Source organism: Paenibacillus sp. JNUCC32 (assembly GCF_014863545.1).
In the GTDB taxonomy this organism is placed as follows: Bacteria; Bacillota; Bacilli; order Paenibacillales; family Paenibacillaceae; genus Paenibacillus_AQ; species Paenibacillus_AQ lautus_A.
In genome coordinates, this window is the sequence record NZ_CP062260.1 from 1,292,149 (window position 1) to 1,308,803 (window position 16,655).

General features: G+C 51.3%; 15 protein-coding genes and 1 pseudogene. 12 read left to right on the top strand and 4 right to left on the bottom strand.

Annotation, left to right across the window (positions count from 1 at the left end; translation table 11 throughout):
• Window positions 1-122: 122 nt before the first annotated feature.
• From JNUCC32_RS05980 to JNUCC32_RS06005, 6 genes and pseudogenes are all read left to right on the top strand, one after another.
• Complete coding sequence (locus tag JNUCC32_RS05980; RefSeq protein ID WP_009593107.1) at window positions 123-278, top strand: hypothetical protein; 156 nt, start codon at window positions 123-125, stop codon at window positions 276-278.
• A 160-nt stretch (window positions 279-438) separates the two neighbouring features.
• Window positions 439-1,782 (top strand): beta-N-acetylhexosaminidase, encoded by a 1,344-nt coding sequence (gene nagZ, locus JNUCC32_RS05985; protein ID WP_096774393.1) that lies wholly within the window; start codon window positions 439-441, stop codon window positions 1,780-1,782.
• 282 nt (window positions 1,783-2,064) lie between these two features.
• Window positions 2,065-2,931: pseudogene (rpoD, locus tag JNUCC32_RS05990) on the top strand (RNA polymerase sigma factor RpoD); the annotation flags it as partial.
• 201 nt (window positions 2,932-3,132) lie between these two features.
• Window positions 3,133-4,155 carry a UDP-N-acetylmuramate dehydrogenase gene (locus JNUCC32_RS05995; RefSeq protein WP_192571365.1) on the top strand — a complete coding sequence of 341 codons (1,023 nt, stop codon included), beginning with the start codon at window positions 3,133-3,135 and terminating at the stop codon, window positions 4,153-4,155.
• A 126-nt stretch (window positions 4,156-4,281) separates the two neighbouring features.
• Complete coding sequence (locus JNUCC32_RS06000; RefSeq protein ID WP_009593146.1) at window positions 4,282-5,211, top strand: manganese-dependent inorganic pyrophosphatase; 930 nt, start codon at window positions 4,282-4,284, stop codon at window positions 5,209-5,211.
• 345 nt (window positions 5,212-5,556) lie between these two features.
• Window positions 5,557-6,072 carry a hypothetical protein gene (locus JNUCC32_RS06005; RefSeq protein WP_192571366.1) on the top strand — a complete coding sequence of 172 codons (516 nt, stop codon included), beginning with the start codon at window positions 5,557-5,559 and terminating at the stop codon, window positions 6,070-6,072.
• Between the two features lie 104 nt (window positions 6,073-6,176).
• Here JNUCC32_RS06005 and JNUCC32_RS06010 read toward each other — a convergent pair whose 3' ends face one another.
• The gene (locus tag JNUCC32_RS06010) at window positions 6,177-6,920 is read right to left on the bottom strand and encodes a hypothetical protein (RefSeq protein WP_192571367.1); all 744 of its coding nucleotides are present in this window, start codon (window positions 6,918-6,920) and stop codon (window positions 6,177-6,179) included.
• Window positions 6,921-7,202: 282 nt separating this feature from the next.
• Between JNUCC32_RS06010 and JNUCC32_RS06015 the strand changes: the two genes are divergently transcribed.
• From JNUCC32_RS06015 to JNUCC32_RS06035, 5 genes are all read left to right on the top strand, one after another.
• Window positions 7,203-7,970, top strand: a complete 768-nt coding sequence (locus tag JNUCC32_RS06015) for an amino acid ABC transporter substrate-binding protein (RefSeq protein WP_192571368.1) — start codon at window positions 7,203-7,205, stop codon at window positions 7,968-7,970.
• Window positions 7,971-8,128: 158 nt separating this feature from the next.
• A complete protein-coding gene (locus JNUCC32_RS06020) occupies window positions 8,129-8,788 on the top strand; it encodes an amino acid ABC transporter permease (RefSeq protein ID WP_096774388.1) in 660 nt (219 codons plus the stop codon).
• A gap of 15 nt (window positions 8,789-8,803) precedes the next feature.
• The gene (locus JNUCC32_RS06025; protein ID WP_192571369.1) at window positions 8,804-9,550 is read left to right on the top strand and encodes an amino acid ABC transporter ATP-binding protein; all 747 of its coding nucleotides are present in this window, start codon (window positions 8,804-8,806) and stop codon (window positions 9,548-9,550) included.
• Between the two features lie 195 nt (window positions 9,551-9,745).
• On the top strand, window positions 9,746-11,239 hold the full coding sequence (locus tag JNUCC32_RS06030) for an alpha-N-arabinofuranosidase (protein WP_096774386.1): 1,494 nt from the start codon (window positions 9,746-9,748) through the stop codon (window positions 11,237-11,239).
• Between the two features lie 9 nt (window positions 11,240-11,248).
• Window positions 11,249-11,527, top strand: coding sequence for a hypothetical protein (locus JNUCC32_RS06035; RefSeq protein WP_096774385.1), 279 nt, complete (start codon window positions 11,249-11,251; stop codon window positions 11,525-11,527).
• Between the two features lie 269 nt (window positions 11,528-11,796).
• On the opposite strand, the gene JNUCC32_RS06040 is transcribed toward JNUCC32_RS06035, so the two are convergent.
• Window positions 11,797-12,189: a DoxX family protein gene (locus JNUCC32_RS06040; protein ID WP_192571370.1), complete on the bottom strand. Its 393-nt coding sequence runs from the start codon at window positions 12,187-12,189 to the stop codon at window positions 11,797-11,799.
• A 259-nt stretch (window positions 12,190-12,448) separates the two neighbouring features.
• Window positions 12,449-13,363, bottom strand: coding sequence for an AraC family transcriptional regulator (locus JNUCC32_RS06045; RefSeq protein ID WP_015736160.1), 915 nt, complete (start codon window positions 13,361-13,363; stop codon window positions 12,449-12,451).
• A gap of 176 nt (window positions 13,364-13,539) precedes the next feature.
• Between JNUCC32_RS06045 and JNUCC32_RS06050 the strand changes: the two genes are divergently transcribed.
• Window positions 13,540-15,303: a glycoside hydrolase family 35 protein gene (locus JNUCC32_RS06050; protein WP_192571371.1), complete on the top strand. Its 1,764-nt coding sequence runs from the start codon at window positions 13,540-13,542 to the stop codon at window positions 15,301-15,303.
• Between the two features lie 85 nt (window positions 15,304-15,388).
• Here JNUCC32_RS06050 and JNUCC32_RS06055 read toward each other — a convergent pair whose 3' ends face one another.
• Window positions 15,389-16,642 carry an MFS transporter gene (locus JNUCC32_RS06055; protein WP_015736158.1) on the bottom strand — a complete coding sequence of 418 codons (1,254 nt, stop codon included), beginning with the start codon at window positions 16,640-16,642 and terminating at the stop codon, window positions 15,389-15,391.
• Between the last annotated feature and the right edge of the window lie 13 nt (window positions 16,643-16,655).

The following is a 16,655-nucleotide window of genomic DNA, read 5'->3' on the forward strand; positions in this document are numbered from 1 at the left end:
CTTCCGCCCCAGCCTGCAGATACTATTTGCAGGCTTTTGCTTTGCTTATCGATTCTATTCTGCCCTCCGTGGTTTTATTATGTAATAGTAGGGATGAACCCAAGGAAAGGATTGAGGCAGACATGAAGGTTATTATCACGCAAGCCGAGGCGATGCAAAAGAATATATGGGACGATATCATGTTGATGTTCGGAAGAACGGACGAGGATGAAGTGTGGGAGACGGAGCAGTTTATATTGACGGAGGAGCAAGCCCGTCAGCTCGGATTGCTTAAATAGAGAAGGAAGGGCCGCCATCACTGCGGCTCTTTTCTTCTTGTTTTCCAACGGGGGGCTTTCGTTGTGGATCGTTTTGGCCCTTAACGAAATCATGTTATGATGGAAGGACTCTGCGGGACAGAGGGCGAATACAGTAGTGTGAACATGAAGGAAGGTGACAATGTTGAAGCGAAGGACACCATGGATGAGCTTAACGATGCTGGTTGTCATCTTGCTGCTGGTTCTGGCAGGTTGCCAGGGCCGTTCGGAGACGGGGAATGCGGGCAATGATGGCCAAGGAACTTCGCCATCGGAGGTAGGACAGGACCAAAACCCGCCTTCTCAAGAGAATGACAATGAAACCGAGCCTCCGTCAGGCAGTACCGACAATGAAAGCGAGGACGGCAGCCTGCCTCCGAACGAAACCGAAGATGAGATCGCTGAGCTTATGAACGACATGACCGTCGAGGAGAAGATCGGCCAGCTGGTACTGGTCGGACTCGAAGGAACGGCCATCGATGAAACTTCGCGTAAATTGGTGAAGGATCACCATGTTGGCGGGTTTATCCTCTTCAAAGACAATATAGAGAGCGTAGAGCAGTCGGTAAAGCTGCTCAATGATCTGAAGGAAGCCAATGCTGCCAATCCGGTGCCCCTGTGGCTGAGTATAGACGAGGAGGGCGGACGGGTTACGCGTTTTCCCGAGGAATATGTAAAGCTGCCGTCAAGCGGCAAAGTCGGAAGCAAGGGGGATCTAGCGCTCACGAAGCGCGTTGGCGGCCTTATCGCGCAGAAGGTTGCGGGACTCGGGCTCAATATGGTATTCGCCCCGGTGCTGGACATTCATAGCAACCCGAACAATCCGGTCATCGGCGATCGATCCTTTGGCACTACGGCGGAGACCGTTACCGAGCATGGGATTGCCTCCATGAAGGGGATACAGGAGAAGGGAGTCGTTCCCGTCGTGAAGCATTTTCCAGGACATGGCGACACTTCGGTCGATTCCCACCTCGGTTTGCCCGTGGTGGAGCATGACTTGAAGCGTCTGCATGAAATGGAGCTGGTTCCGTTTCAACAAGCGATTAATGAAGGGGCCGATGTGGTCATGGTTGCGCATCTGCTCATGAAGAGCATCGATCCGGATACGCCATCCTCGTATTCAAAGCCCGTGATCAACGATTTGTTACGGGAAGAGATGGGATTTAAGGGAGTTGTCATTACGGACGACATGACAATGGGTGCTATATCCGGCAGCACGGACGTAGGTGAGGCTTCCGTGAAATCCGTCGTCGCAGGAAGCAACATGGTACTGATCGGACATGAATATGCGCTGGAGGAAGCCGTCATCCAGGCATTGACCAAGGCTGTCCGGAGCGGCGTGATCCCGGAGGAGATGCTGAACGACCGTGTAAGGGCGACGCTTGAGCTAAAGCACAAATATGAGCTAAGCGATGATCCCGTAAAGGCTCCCGATATAAAGCCGTTAAATCAGCATACGAAAGCAGTACTAGATCAAATGAAGTAAACGTAACATATGTAATAGGAATATATAAAAACCCGATCTCAGAGTTGAGATCGGGTACAACGGACTAGAATATATTAGAAGTTGATATAGTCTATAAAATATGCTAGAATGAAGGATAAATAACTATTGGTTTAATGTCATAATGATCTAATGCTAGATTAGCATGAAAATATGGGATTGTCAACAGGGGGGCATAGAATGGAGAACCGTCAGAGTGCGGATTTTGCATTGGAACGCGAGGTTACGGATACAGAGAAATCGGCTAATTCTCCAACAGAGGATTTTTCGGTTCACGACGATCTCTCGCTTCCGCCAGGCATCAAGATTAGCGATCCAGTTCGCATGTACCTGAAAGAAATCGGTCGTGTTCCCCTCCTCTCAGCCGATGAAGAAGTGGAACTGTCCAAACGTATAGAGGAGGGAGATGAGGAAGCGAAACGCCGTTTGGCCGAAGCGAATCTTCGTCTCGTTGTTAGTATAGCAAGACGCTATGCCGGTCGTGGAATGCAGTTCCTTGATCTGATCCAGGAAGGCAACATGGGCTTGATCAAAGCGGTGGAGAAATTCGACTACTCCAAGGGCTTTAAGTTCAGCACCTATGCCACTTGGTGGATTCGTCAGGCGATTACCCGCTCGATCGCCGACCAGGCCAGAACCATCCGGATTCCGGTGCATATGGTGGAAACGATCAATAAACTTGTGCGTGTCTCCAGACAGCTCCTTCAGGAGCTGGGCCGCGAACCGACGCCGGAAGAAATCGGCAAGGAGATGGACATCTCACCGGAGAAAGTGCGCGAGATCCAGAAGGTATCCCAGGAACCCGTGTCCCTGGAAACGCCTGTCGGAGAGGAAAGCGACTCCAACCTGGGCGATTTCATCGAGGATCAGGATGCGTTGGCACCCGCAGATGCGGCGGCTTTCGAGCTGCTGAAGGAACAGCTGGAGGAAGTGCTCGATACGCTTACCGAGCGTGAAGAGAACGTGCTTCGGCTTCGTTTTGGACTCGAGGACGGACGGACCCGTACGCTGGAAGAGGTGGGGCAGGTGTTCGGCGTAACGCGCGAACGCATCCGCCAGATCGAGGCGAAGGCGCTCCGTAAATTGCGTCATCCGAGCCGCAGCAAGCGTCTCAAGGATTTCCTCGAATAAATCTTGGTAACGGATCATCTGATGATGAACGAATCCCTGGTTACGGTCTACGAGCCGTAATCCAGGGATTTTTTGCTATATGGCCAGGATTTCGCCCCAGATTGACACCATCCGAGTAGTTGCATCATAATGATGTAACATCCCCACATTTAGTAAGGGTTGTTGTGCCTAATGTGAAGAATAGGGAGTGACATGTCTACGATGACTTTACATACATCTGCTATTGACCGATTGTGCAAGCGCAATGTGGAGCTGTCTGCCTTTTCGACGTACGGGATCGGCGGTTCAGCCAATTATCTGGCCATGCCTGAAACGGCAGCCGACCTGGCGGAACTTTTGCAGGATTGCAAAAAACGCGGGTTGCCATGGTACATTTTCGGAATGGGCTCCAATATCCTGTTCCCGGACGAACCGAAACACGATCTGGTCTTTATCTCGCTGAAAAACCTGGTGGAGCTGCAGGCTTCGGGAGACAAATGGTACGTTTCATCCGGAACGCCGATGTCCCTGCTTTCCTTGATGGGGTTAATGGGCGGAACCGATTTGCTCGACTTTACTTTTTTGCTGCCGGGCTGCGTAGGCGCCGGCATCTATATGAACGCCAAATATAATGCGCGCCAAATCTGCGATATCCTGGATACGGTATATTATATCGATACGATGGATCCGGGCCTGAAGGTGCAGTCCATTGCGGCGGGGGACTGTTTATTCGCATACAAGCAATCCATCTTCCAGCAGCATCCATGGATCATCGTAGGCGCCGATCTCAACATACCGGTCAGCTCGGAGGAGCAGATCCATTCGACTTCGGCGCTGCTCGCGGAGTGGAAGAGCCGCGGCAGCCATCCGTCCTCGCTGCCGTCCTTTTTCTCGTTCTTTCTGGGCGAGGTCCATGCTTTGGCCGGAAGGGGAATCGAGACGCCGCAGTCGATGCTCGACATCATCAAGTACCGGACGAGTAAGCGTCATTTCGACTATCCGTCCTGCGGTTCCGTATTCAAGAACAATTACGATTACGGGGTAGCCGTAGGCTCGCTCGTGGACCAGCTGAATATGAAGGGGACCGAATACGGAGGCGCCATCATTTCTCCGCACCACGGCAACATGATTCTGAACCAGAAGCATGCAAAGGCAACGGACATTCTGTACTTGATGAATCTGATTTCGGAGTCGATCAACAACCAATTCGGGTTCGTTCCGGAACCGGAGATTGTATTGGTATAAACGCTCTCTGAAAATAATCTCTGTAAAGGAATTGGAATAAGTAGAATTTAACGCTATAATCAGATAGGTGATCATCTGTTTATTGGTATAAACGATGAAATTCATGTTGCGAGAGGGGCATTAAATATGGCTAAAACTTTAATTTTTGGACACAAAAATCCGGATACGGACACCATCTGCTCTGCTATTGCATATGCTGACTTGAAGAACCAGCTTGGTCTTTCGGCCGAGCCCGTGCGTCTTGGCGACGTTAACGGCGAAACGCAGTACGCGCTCGATTTCTTCAAAGTAGAGGCGCCTCGCCTCGTTGAGACGGTTGCAAACGAAGCGCAGGACGTTATTCTCGTGGACCATAACGAGCGTCAGCAAAGCGCCAGCGACATTGATCAGGTTCGCGTAATCGAGGTTATCGATCATCACCGCATCGCTAATTTTGAGACAAGCCATCCGCTGTACTACCGTGCGGAGCCTGTCGGCTGCACTGCTACCATCCTGAACAAGATTTATAAGGAGAAGGGCGTAGCCGTTCGCAAAGAAATTGCCGGCTTGATGCTGTCCGCGATCATCTCGGACTCCCTCTTGTTCAAATCTCCAACCTGCACGGACGAGGATGTGGCTGCTGCTCGCGAGCTGGCTGAAATCGCCGGCGTGGATGCCGACAGTTATGGTTTGGACATGCTCAAGGCAGGTGCCGATCTGAGCGACAAAACCATCGCTCAATTGATCTCCCTCGATGCCAAGGAATTCCAAATGGGCGGTGCCAAAGTCGAAATCGCCCAGGTCAACGCGGTGGATACGAATGATGTATTGTCCCGCCAAGCAGAACTCGAGGATGCGATTCAATCGATTATTACGGACAAAAACCTGGACTTGTTTGTCTTCGTGGTGACGGACATCCTGAACAACGATTCCATCGCGCTGGCGCTCGGTAAAGAGTCCAAAGCCGTGGAGAGAGCGTACAATGTATCTCTGTCGGAGAACAAGGCGCTTCTTAAAGGCGTGGTTTCCCGTAAATCGCAGATCGTTCCGGTTCTGACCGAAGCATTCAATCAATAATAGCTGGTTATAGGAACAAGCCTGACCATCGACTGAGGAATCAGCGGGGCGGGCTTGTTTTTGTTTTGCTGTTTTCTCGCATTCTGCATCATGCAGGACCGCTCCAATCGATATGAAGCGCTTTCGAAAATTGAAATATTGTAATGAAATTACATCGAAATGACATCCTTTTTACGGCGGCGATTCGTATAATGAAGGAAAGAAATAGGAACGACAAGTACATAGGTGTTTCAAATCCCAAGAATTGGGTTAATGACCATTAATGTTTGTTGAGTCGGATTCCAAGGCAGAAAGTAGTATAAATCTGATCTTTCAATAGAAGTATGAAGAGGGAGCGATGAGAAGATGAAGAAGTCGGCTTGGAAATTGGGAGCAATGATGCTGCTTGTCCTGATCATGATGACAACCGTCGGTGTAGCCTCAGGCAACAATTATGAGCCGGTTCCGAAAGCTTCGAATCAGGAAGCTTCCTACATAAACGGACTGGAGATCAAAGACGGCAAGGTCTTTCTTCTAGTAGATCCTATCGAGTGGTATGAGGGAGAGGAAGCGAATCAGGTGTTCCGCGAACGGGAGCAGGACCCTGAGATGACCGAGGCCCCCGACGGCTATTATATCGTGAACGATACGGAAGAGCATATCGAACTTCCGGTAGCGGACGATGCAGAAGTGCTGCTCCAGCTGTACGACCATACCGGACGATATGAGGATGCCCAGATTTCCTGGAATCAGCCGGTGAGCCTGAGCAAATTCGCGGACATTTACAAAAAGGATGATATCGTGGACATGAAATGGTTTCCCTTTCATATTACCGTTGAAGACGGCGTCGTCGTGAAGATCATCCAACAGTATGTACCTTAATTTATCATGAAAAATAGAGAAGCGAACTGATGAAGAGCCGCTCCATTTCGGTTAATCCTACCGAGGGGCGGCTCTTAAGTTTGTTTGTAAGCTAACGGCAAGCGTTAACCGGCATCTTTGCTGTAGTGCTGGTGTTTCATCGGTTTGATTTTACCGTTGACCACGTCGCTGACGAAGGGGGCTATCTTGGATTTCCGTTCTTCGTATTCTTCCTTCGTCACCTTGCCCTCGGACAGCTTCCGATCCAGGCGCTTCGTGAGTGCCTGGACTTGCTGATCAATGACGGACTGGACGGGTACGCCTTGCTCCTTCGCGATCTGGGCCAGCGATTTTCCGGATTGCAGCGATGCTTTGAGTTGGTCCGGCGTTGTCTTCAGCAGCTTGGCCAGCTCGTCGCTATCCGAGATCAGCCGGCCGTGCCGCTGATGCATCCGCTGCTTGTGCCATCCGCCCTTGGCGTCAAGCAGTTTATCCGCCGCTGCGGAGTAATCGATGGATTTGCCCAGCTGCTTTGGATGGGAAGCGATTTTCTCCTTCAGCAGCTCCATGATCTTGGCTTTCATGGCATCCCGCGATACGCCTTGCTCTTTGGCTATTTCCGCGAGGGTCGAGGTTTTGAGTTTATCCCGGAGAACTTGCGGCTCCAGCTTCAGAAACTCGGAGATGGCCTTGAACATATGGCCGGGTTTATGTTGCCCGCGTTCGTCCTTGGACGAAGGAACAGCCGGTGATTCCGATCGCTGTCCGATCGGTTCCGCCGAAACCGAGACGGGAAGATAAGCGAGGCCCATGACTACAGCGATGGCGAGCAGCACCAGCCGCTTCACTGACTTCATGTGGGTTGTCATTGTTGTTTACCGCCTTTCATGTTGTTGGTCTTACAGTCCATCATTCTTTCCCGCTAAACTGAACTCATCCTTAAAATAACCTTAAAATAGGATGAAAATACATAAATTTCATGCGAATGGTGAAAAGTGGCCATTCTATGAAACTATCGACTCTTCTCTGCTAATATGCTATCATGGAGTCTTGATAACGTATTAAAGTGAAAAAGCAGTTATGCATAGGACGAGGATTGATGCAGATCCCAGGATATGACTGCGCTTAACGTCTACGAGGGGGATTTTCTGGTGAAAAAGATAGCATCCGTGTTAGCAGGCTTCATGCTTTTATTAACGGTAGTCGGCTGTTCGAGCTCGGCAAGCGGGGGGAATGAGCTGGTGGTCGGAATTGACGACAAGTTCGCGCCCATGGGATTCCGCGACGAGAGCAATGAAATTGTCGGCTTTGATATTGATTATGCCCGCGCAGCCGCCGAGAAAATGGGCAAGGAAGTCAAGTTCCAGCCAATTGACTGGAAAGCGAAGGAATCCGAGCTTAGCAGCGGCCGCATTGACTTGATCTGGAACGGTTATACCATCACCGATGAGCGCAAGGAGAAAGTGCTGTTCACCAAGCCTTATCTGGAGAACAGTCAGGTGGTGGCGGTGCTGAACGATTCGGATATCGCAACGATCGGCGATTTGGCCGGCAAACAGGTCGGATTGCAGTCGCTATCCTCGGCAGCCGACGCGCTTAGCGCCAATGCCATTCACGAGCAAGTGAAGAACATTTCCGAATTTCCCGATAACGTGCTGGCATTGAGCGATTTGAAGAATGGACGCGTAGACGCCGTGATCATTGACGAAGTGGTCATGAAATACTACATGTCCAAGGAAGAGGGAACGTACAAGATTTTGGAGGAGTCCCTGGCACCGGAGCAGTACGGGATCGGAGTTAAGAAAGGCAATGAGGAACTGCTGGAAAGCCTCCAGAAAGCCTTGGACGAAATGAATGCCGACGGCACGGCCGCCAAGATTTCCGAGAAGTGGTTCGGGGAAGACAAAGTGTTGAAGTAGGCATTCCCAAGAGGTTGGTCATCCAACCTCCCCATAGGTATTCCAAGAAACCGGACTTTGACCAAAGGCTCCGGTTTTCTGTTCCAATCGGTCGGTACAATGAAATCATCGGAGAACTTCAGCATTCCGGAAGTTTTTCCATTAGGAGTTAAGCAGATATGAGTATGGATTACATCGTTCAAATCGGCAAACCGATGCTGGAGGGCGCGCAGACCACGATCCTGTTGTTCTTGATTTCCATTCTGGTCTCCATACCGCTCGGGTTTGTGTTCACGTTAATGGTTCGAAGCGCAATCAAGCCGCTGGCTTGGTTGGCCAATGCCTATATATATGTTTTTCGAGGTACCCCGCTGCTGCTGCAGCTGCTGTTCTTCTGCTTTGGGCTGCCGGTGCTGCCGGTGATCGGAGAATATCTCGTTTTGGATCGTTTTGTAGCCGCATGCTTGGCATTCGTGCTGAACTATGCCGCTTATTTTGCGGAAATCTTCCGCGGAGGACTCTTGGCGATTGACAAGGGGCAATATGAAGCGTCTAAGGTGCTGGGCCTGAACCGCTGGCAGACGACCACGAAAGTAATTCTGCCCCAGATGTTCCGCGTAGCCCTGCCTGCGGTATCCAACGAATCCATTACGCTGGTAAAAGATACGGCGCTGCTGTATGCGGTGGCGGTACCGGAGCTGCTGCACTTCGCGTATACGGCGGTCAATCGGGATTTCACGATAATGCCGTTTGTTATTGCGGGCGTGATATACCTGCTGATGACGCTTGTGTTAACGCTGCTGTTTAAATATCTGGAACGCCGATTCAAATATGAATAGAAGGACTGTCGCGCAATGGCAATTATCGAAGTAACCCATATGAAAAAATCCTTCGGCTCGCTGAACGTGCTGAAGGACGTCAGCTTTGAGATTCAGAAGAATGAAGTGATTGCCGTCATCGGGCCTTCCGGTTCGGGAAAGAGCACCATGCTCCGCAGCCTGGTGCATCTGGAGGAAATCAACGGCGGATCGATCAAGGTGCAGGATCAGTATTTGGTGAAGGACGGCGTGTATTCCAGTCCGCCGCAGATCAAAGCGATCACGTCCCGGATGGGCATGGTATTTCAGCACTTCAACCTGTTTCCGCATCTGACGGTACAGGAGAATCTGGGCCTCGCGCCCAAACATGTCAAGAAACAAAGCAAAGAAGAAGTTAGAACGAACGGCGCCGCACTTTTGCAAAAAGTCGGTTTGTCCGATAAAGCGGATGTATACCCCGGAAATCTGTCGGGCGGTCAGAAGCAGCGAGTGGCCATTGCTCGGGCGCTCATGATGAATCCGGACATCATGCTGTTTGATGAACCGACATCGGCGCTGGATCCCGAGCTGACCGGCGAGGTGCTGGCCGTCATCAAGCAGCTGGCCGAGGAGCACATGACAATGGTGATCGTGACGCATGAGATGAGTTTTGCCAAGGAAGTGGCGGACCGGATCATCTTCATGGATCACGGACAAGTAGTCGAAGCCGGAACGCCGAATCAAATATTTAACCAGCCGAAGATGGAGCGGACCCGCGAGTTTTTAAATCGGGCCGCGCGTTAAAGAGGACTGGCTCAAAGCTGGATCGAAAGATCGGCTGTGGGCTGGTCTTTTTTTTGGCAAAAAATAAGGCCATAGAGTGAAAGCGTTTAAATTATTGGTTGACGGAATCGGAATTGATCGATATCATTGTTTTAAAGATTTATAAACTGTTTCATATAAATATCTATAAAATAATAGCGAGGAGCGGTAAAAGTCATGAGTCAGGTTATTACCATTCATTCGGACGTATCCAAAGGCAAAATCAATCGCAATATTTATGGACATTTCTCCGAGCATCTGGGCCGCTGCATTTATGAAGGAATCTGGGTGGGCGAGGATTCGCCGATACCCAATACGGAAGGGATCCGCAATGACGTGCTGGATGCGTTGAGACAGCTGAATATACCGGTTTTGCGCTGGCCGGGCGGTTGCTTTGCCGACGAATACCATTGGAAAGATGGCGTCGGGCCGCGGGAGAATCGGAAACAGATGGTCAATACGCACTGGGGCGGCGTTGTGGAGAACAACCATTTCGGCACGCACGAATTCCTCCGTCTCTGCGAGCTTTTGGGCTGCGAACCCTACATATCGGGCAATGTCGGCAGCGGTACCGTTCAGGAGATGTCGGAATGGGTTGAATACATGACATTTGACGGCGTGTCGCCGATGGCCGCATGGCGTCAGGAGAATGGCCGCGAGAAGCCGTGGAACGTGAAATATTTTGGAGTCGGGAACGAGAACTGGGGCTGCGGGGGCAATATGCGGCCGGAATATTATGCGGACTTGTACAGACGCTATCAGACTTACGTCCGCAACTATGGCGAGAACAAGATCTACAAAATTGCCTGCGGCCCGAATGTGGACGATTACCGCTGGATGGAAACCGTCATGAGGGAAGCGCATCCGTACATGGATGCCATAAGCCTTCATTATTACACGGTTCCGGGCGAATTCTGGACAGGCAAAGGACCTGCCACCGGATTCAGCGAACAGGAATGGTTCACCACCATGAAGAAAGCACTCCATATGGATGAATTGATCACGAGACATTCGGCGATTATGGATCAGTATGATCCTAATAAGCGCATCGGTCTCATCGTGGATGAGTGGGGCACCTGGTTTGATGTCGAGCCCGGCACGAACCCTGGCTTCCTGTACCAACAGAATACGATCCGTGATGCCCTGGTGGCGGGTTTGACGCTGAATATTTTCCACGAGCATAACGATCGGGTGGTGATGGCAAACATCGCGCAGATCGTCAACGTCCTGCAGTCCGTCATCTTGACCGAAGGCGAAAAGATGATCCTTACCCCGACCTATCATGTGTTTGATATGTACAAAGTGCATCAGGATGCCGAACGTTTGGCTACCCATCACAGCGGGGCCGATTATGAGATGAATGGCGAGAAGATCCCGCAAGTATCCGTGACGGCCTCGAGGGATGAAGCCGGCAAAATCCATGTAAGCCTGTGTAATGTTAGTCACGCGGAGCAGAGCGACGTGAAGATCCAGCTTCGGGGATTAAGCGGTGCGGTGAAGCAAATCGTAGGCCGGCAGCTTGCCGCCGATTCGCTGGATGCTCATAATACCTTTGAATCGCCGGAGGTTCTCAAGCCGGCTGCATTCACTGCATTTGAACAGGAAGGTGACGTACTGCGTGCGAAGCTGGCACCGATGTCCGTTACCGTTCTCGAGATCACGGCGGAATAAACGAAGGTCATGGCGGATAATCGGTGTAAAGGTTGTCATGACGATTACCGGGTCAGCGATGAGCAGATCACGCGCGTGCTGTCCTCCCCGATGTTCTCATCGGACCGGTGCGTGCCGGATGACGAATATGATGCCCGTCTTCGTGCGTGCTTCTCATGCCCTAAACTGCAAGGGGGCACCACGTGTACGCTGTGCGGATGCATCGTACAGATTGCCGCGAAGCTGAAAGACAAGCGCTGCCCGTGCCCGGGGCAAGACCGTTGGTCGATCACCGTTAGTGCTTCATAGAAAATAACGCATAGTCAAAGGCCTGTTCTCATGGATGGATCATGGGAGCAGGCTTTTTTAGAACAGGAAGGGTTCATTAGCTTTACAGAAACTTATAAGCTATTAAGACAACTCAAGCCGGCTTCAGCGGCGGAAGCGTGAGGCAGCATCTTGTCATGAGATCAATAGAAAAGAGCTGTACCAGTCGCATTCCTTTCGGAATGGATCTGCGCACAGCTCTTTTTCATGGGATCGACGCTCCGACAACCTTGAGGATGCTCTTGTCCGCGTTAGGCTTTGTTCTTCTTGCTGAACAGCGAATCAACCGAGAGCAGGCTGCTGCCGCTAAGAATAAGATGTAGGGCCATGGCCAGCAGCGCGATATCCAGTTCATAGCCACCCAGGAAACCCATGCCCAGCTTCGCCTGAAAAATCGCCACGACAAGCACGACCCCAAGAATCAGAGAAGCGATTCTCGTTCCCAAACCGATAATCAGCGCAATTCCGCCCACGATTTCGATAATGGCTACAACGGTAGCCATAAAAGCAGGGATTCCCAGACTTGCGAAGAATCCTTCGATATTCCCGATGCCGCTCTGGAATTTATCCAAACCGTGAGCCATAAAGATGACCCCCAGAATCACCCGAATAATGAAAGTGCCTGCAGAAGAATAACTACCCATGAAATAGACCACTCCTTGTCTTTTTGGTTTAAAATGTTATCAACTAACTTAAATATAGCTGAGAACTATAGGTTGTATCATACTCAATTTAACTATTGAATGTAAAGTAACTAACTAAAAATACTTGGATTTTACAATATCCGATCATGATGCCAGATGATTAGATGAAGTTCAGCCAATACAGAACAATAGCCATCCTCAAAGGGATGGCTATTGTTCTGGTACTCGATATTGGAGGTTCTTTAATGCTGTTCATGGCTTAGTGCCTGGGCCGGTATTCGGTCGGCGACTGCCCGGTCCAGCGGCGGAATTGCCTGGAAAAATGGCTGGCTGAGCGAAAACCGAGTTTGTCGGCGATTGCGTTCATCGGCAGATGGGTCGTGACCAGCAGCTCTTTGGCCAGACTGAGCTTCTGGCGGCTGATATATTGTCTTGGCGAGATCCCGTACACTTGGCGGAATAACTTGGAGCATTGGCTTCGGCTTAAGTTAAGCTCTTGGGACACAGCCATGACCGATATCTCTTCGGTCAATCCCGACGACAGCTTCGCTTCGATGGCATGAGCCGCATCCGCTGCAAGCAGGGAGGATGGTTTAGGGGTGCCTGCTGCCGCAAATAAAGCGCGGGGCGGCTTCAGCGCATCCTGCCTCTTCAAGAGAGAGAGCACATCATGGATGATGAGCAGGGTGTAGGACTGGAGCAGAAGCCTGTCCTCAAAAGTAAGATTGTAATCGCTCGGCTGGTTCTCCGGTCGGACCGAATGGGCTGCCGGCTGGCTGCGCCGGACGATTCCTTCCAGCTCTTGAACGTAGGCAGCCAGTTTGCTGCGCTCGCTTTCGTGCTGGCGAATATGTCGGTAAGGGGCAGCGGATAATGAGCTTCGAATTTCTGCATCATCCAGATCGAAATGAACATTGAAGTACCCATACTGCTTGTTGGATGCATTCGAGGTTTGATGGGGCACCCCGGATTTGATCAGAAGCCATTCCCCTTCGCGGAGCTGAATGGAATCCCGATGAATTTCCTGCAGGACTTCGCCTTCCAGACAGTATAGCAGCTCGAACAGGTGATGGTGATGCCTCGGATAGCTCCAGCCTGGGGGCTGGGAATCAAAATGGCATCCTGTTACCTGCAGCGTTTGAATCATATTGGGAAAGCGAAAAGCGATATCCATGACAGCTGGCTCCTTTTGGGCATCGAAAACGCCGGTAATGATGCCTTATATTGTATCATAACGATGATTCGGCACAAAAGGTATAAAGAATGCCCCATTTGGAGATTGAGCAGCTTGAGATTTTGATAGATGATGGCAATAGAAAGCAAATGAAACGTGTTAGGAGGAAACAAGCTATGAAAGCTCAATTGAAAGCGGTTAACCAACAATTCCTGCTGGGGGACGAGCCGATTCAGATTTTGTCGGGTGCCGTCCATTATTTTCGGGTGGTTCCGGAATATTGGGAAGATCGGCTGATGAAGCTGAGAAGCTGCGGATTGAACACGGTGGAAACCTATATTCCGTGGAATTTGCATGAACCGAAGGAAGGACACTTTGTGTTTGATGGCATTGCCGACCTGGAAAGGTTCGTCCGTATCGCCGGCGATCTCGGGCTGCATGTCATCCTTCGGCCGAGCCCTTACATCTGCGCAGAATGGGAATTTGGAGGACTTCCATCCTGGCTGCTGCAATATCCGGATATTCAGCTTCGATGCATGGACCCGGTTTATCTGGAGAAGGTCGACCAATATTATGATGAGCTGATTCCGCGATTGGTTCCGTTACTGACCTCCAAGGGTGGTCCCGTGATTGCGATGCAAATCGAGAACGAGTACGGGAGTTACGGAAATGATACGGCATATCTGGAGTATTTGAAGGATGGCTTGATCAAGCGGGGCGTGGACGTGCTGCTGTTCACTTCGGATGGCCCCACGGACGGAATGCTGCAGGGCGGAACCGTTCCCGGCGTGCTTGCCACGGTCAATTTCGGATCAAGAACGAAGGAGGCGTTTGATAAACTGCGGGAGTACCGTCCGGAAGATCCTCTGATGTGCATGGAATACTGGAACGGTTGGTTTGATCATTGGCTGAAGCCACACCATACCCGGGACGCGGAAGATGCTGCTGCCGTGTTCAAGGAAATGCTGGACTTGAATGCATCCGTGAACTTCTATATGTTTCATGGCGGAACGAATTTCGGATTCTATAACGGGGCGAATTTTCACGAAAAGTATGAACCGACGCTAACCAGCTACGATTATGATGCCCCTCTCTCGGAGTGCGGGGACGTGACGGCCAAGTTCGAAGCCATTCGAAGCGCGATCGCGCAGCATCAGGGGAAAGAACTCTCCGATTTGCCAAGTCTTCCGCAGCCTGTCAAGAAGATAAGCTATGGCTCGGTAAGCATGACGCACTATGCCGACCTGCTGGAGCATCTGCCTGCGCTTTCCGAGGAGCAGAAACGCACGGCACCCGTACCGATGGAACGGCTGGGCCAAAGCTATGGCTTCACGGTATACGCAACGCATATTTCCGGGCCGCGTCAAGGGGAGTCCCTGCATCTGCAAGAGGTGCATGACCGGGCTCAGGTATTCCTGGACGGAAAGTATCAAGGGACGGTGGAACGTTGGGATCCCAAAGCCCTGCCAATCGATGTTCCGGCAGCCGGCGCCAAGCTGGAGATCGTGGTCGAGAATATGGGACGCATCAATTACGGCCCGAGGCTGAAGGATTATAAAGGAATCACGGAGGGAGTCCGAATGAACAACCAGTTCCTGTATGACTGGAGCATCTATCCCTTACCGCTTGATCATCCGAATACGGCACCGTTTCAACCGCTGGAGGGACCTTTTGAACAGCAGGACCGACCTACCTTCTATCGCGGCGAATTCTTGGTGGATGACATTGGCGATACGTTTATCCGCTTAGACGGATGGGGAAAAGGGGTCGTCTGGGTCAATGGCTTCAATCTGGGACGCTACTGGGAGCAAGGGCCGCAAGCAGCGCTGTATCTGCCTGGACCGCTGCTGAAGCAGGGACGGAATGAAATCTTGGTATTTGAGCTGCATCATACCGAAACGGCAAGCATCGAACTTGTCGACACACCCGACTTGGGTTAATTCGTCCGGAACAGACCGACGATGGATAAACAAAAGGGAGCCCTCTTGTAAGCTGAGAGGGCTCCCTTTCATGTTGATTCGAGTATCAAATTAATTGCTTGCGGACTTTTAAATAACGGTATAAGACGATGCCGAATAGCGAACATAGGACGGCACATAATCCAATGAAGCCATAACCGGCCTGGAGCCCGCGCAGCAGGCCGAGCTCTGTACCGCTGCCGTACATTTGCTTGAATCCGTTCGTGATCGCGCCGATCGCGTAATTGCCGATGACGCTGCCGATCCCCATCATGGTGACGGTGAACGTAATCGCGGTGTCGCTCTCATTCGGATATCTTTTGGCAATGAGAGCCATGACCGTCGGATAGATCGGGGCAATCCCGATGCCTGCCGCCGCAAACAGGAAGGCGTAGGATTCTCCGCCGAAAATCGCGACAAACGTACATACTCCGGTCAGTCCGGACAGAATGATGATGGACAGCGTGAAGCCGATCCGGTCCGTTATCGGGCCAAGCAGCAGGCGTGCCGCCGAGAAGCAGAGGAAGAACGCGGATAGCATGCCGGCTGCCGCTGCAGGTTCCCATTTGTACGATTTTTCAAGAAAGTTGACGAGCCATCCGCCAACCGCCATCTCCGATACGACGCCGAAGGATAGGATCATGACGACCAGCCACAGCGCGGGATCTTTGACCAGCAGCTTCAGCGGAGTCCGTTCCGTTTCGGATAGATCGTCCCCGGGAAACTTACTCATGAGTGCCGGGATCATGGGAAGTATGGATAACATCAGCATGGCCAGGTACATGCCCCGCCAATCCAGCGTGTAATTAAACACGGTAACGGTCATGAGACCGGATGCAATCATCGGGGCGACCGTTGAGCTGATACCGTAGAAGAAATGGGACAGGTTCATCATCGTGCCCGTATTGCGCACAAAGATTCGGGCTGACAATATCGCGAGGCCGATCTCCAGCATACCGTTCCCAATGTACATTAAGAAGTAGGATGCGGTAAACAGAGGGTAGCTGTGGGACAGGAAGATCAACACGCCCGAGATGGCCATCGATCCGAAGGCAGCCATGCTGACCCACTTGATTCCGATCTTCCGGGTCAACAGCGCGGTGAAGGAGCACGCGATCAGGTACCCGAGCGCGTTCAGGGAGAGCAAGGTGCCGATCTGCATTTCATCCAATCGAAAATCGAATTGGATCCGCGGAATGGCGGGCCCCTTAATATTCTCCGATATCCCGAATATGATAAAGCCTAGAAAGATCGTTGCCAAATGCAGAGTGTAGTCTTTGCTCAATTTAGGTTTTGTTTTTGGTTGAAGGTCAGTATTCACGGTTAATCCCCAA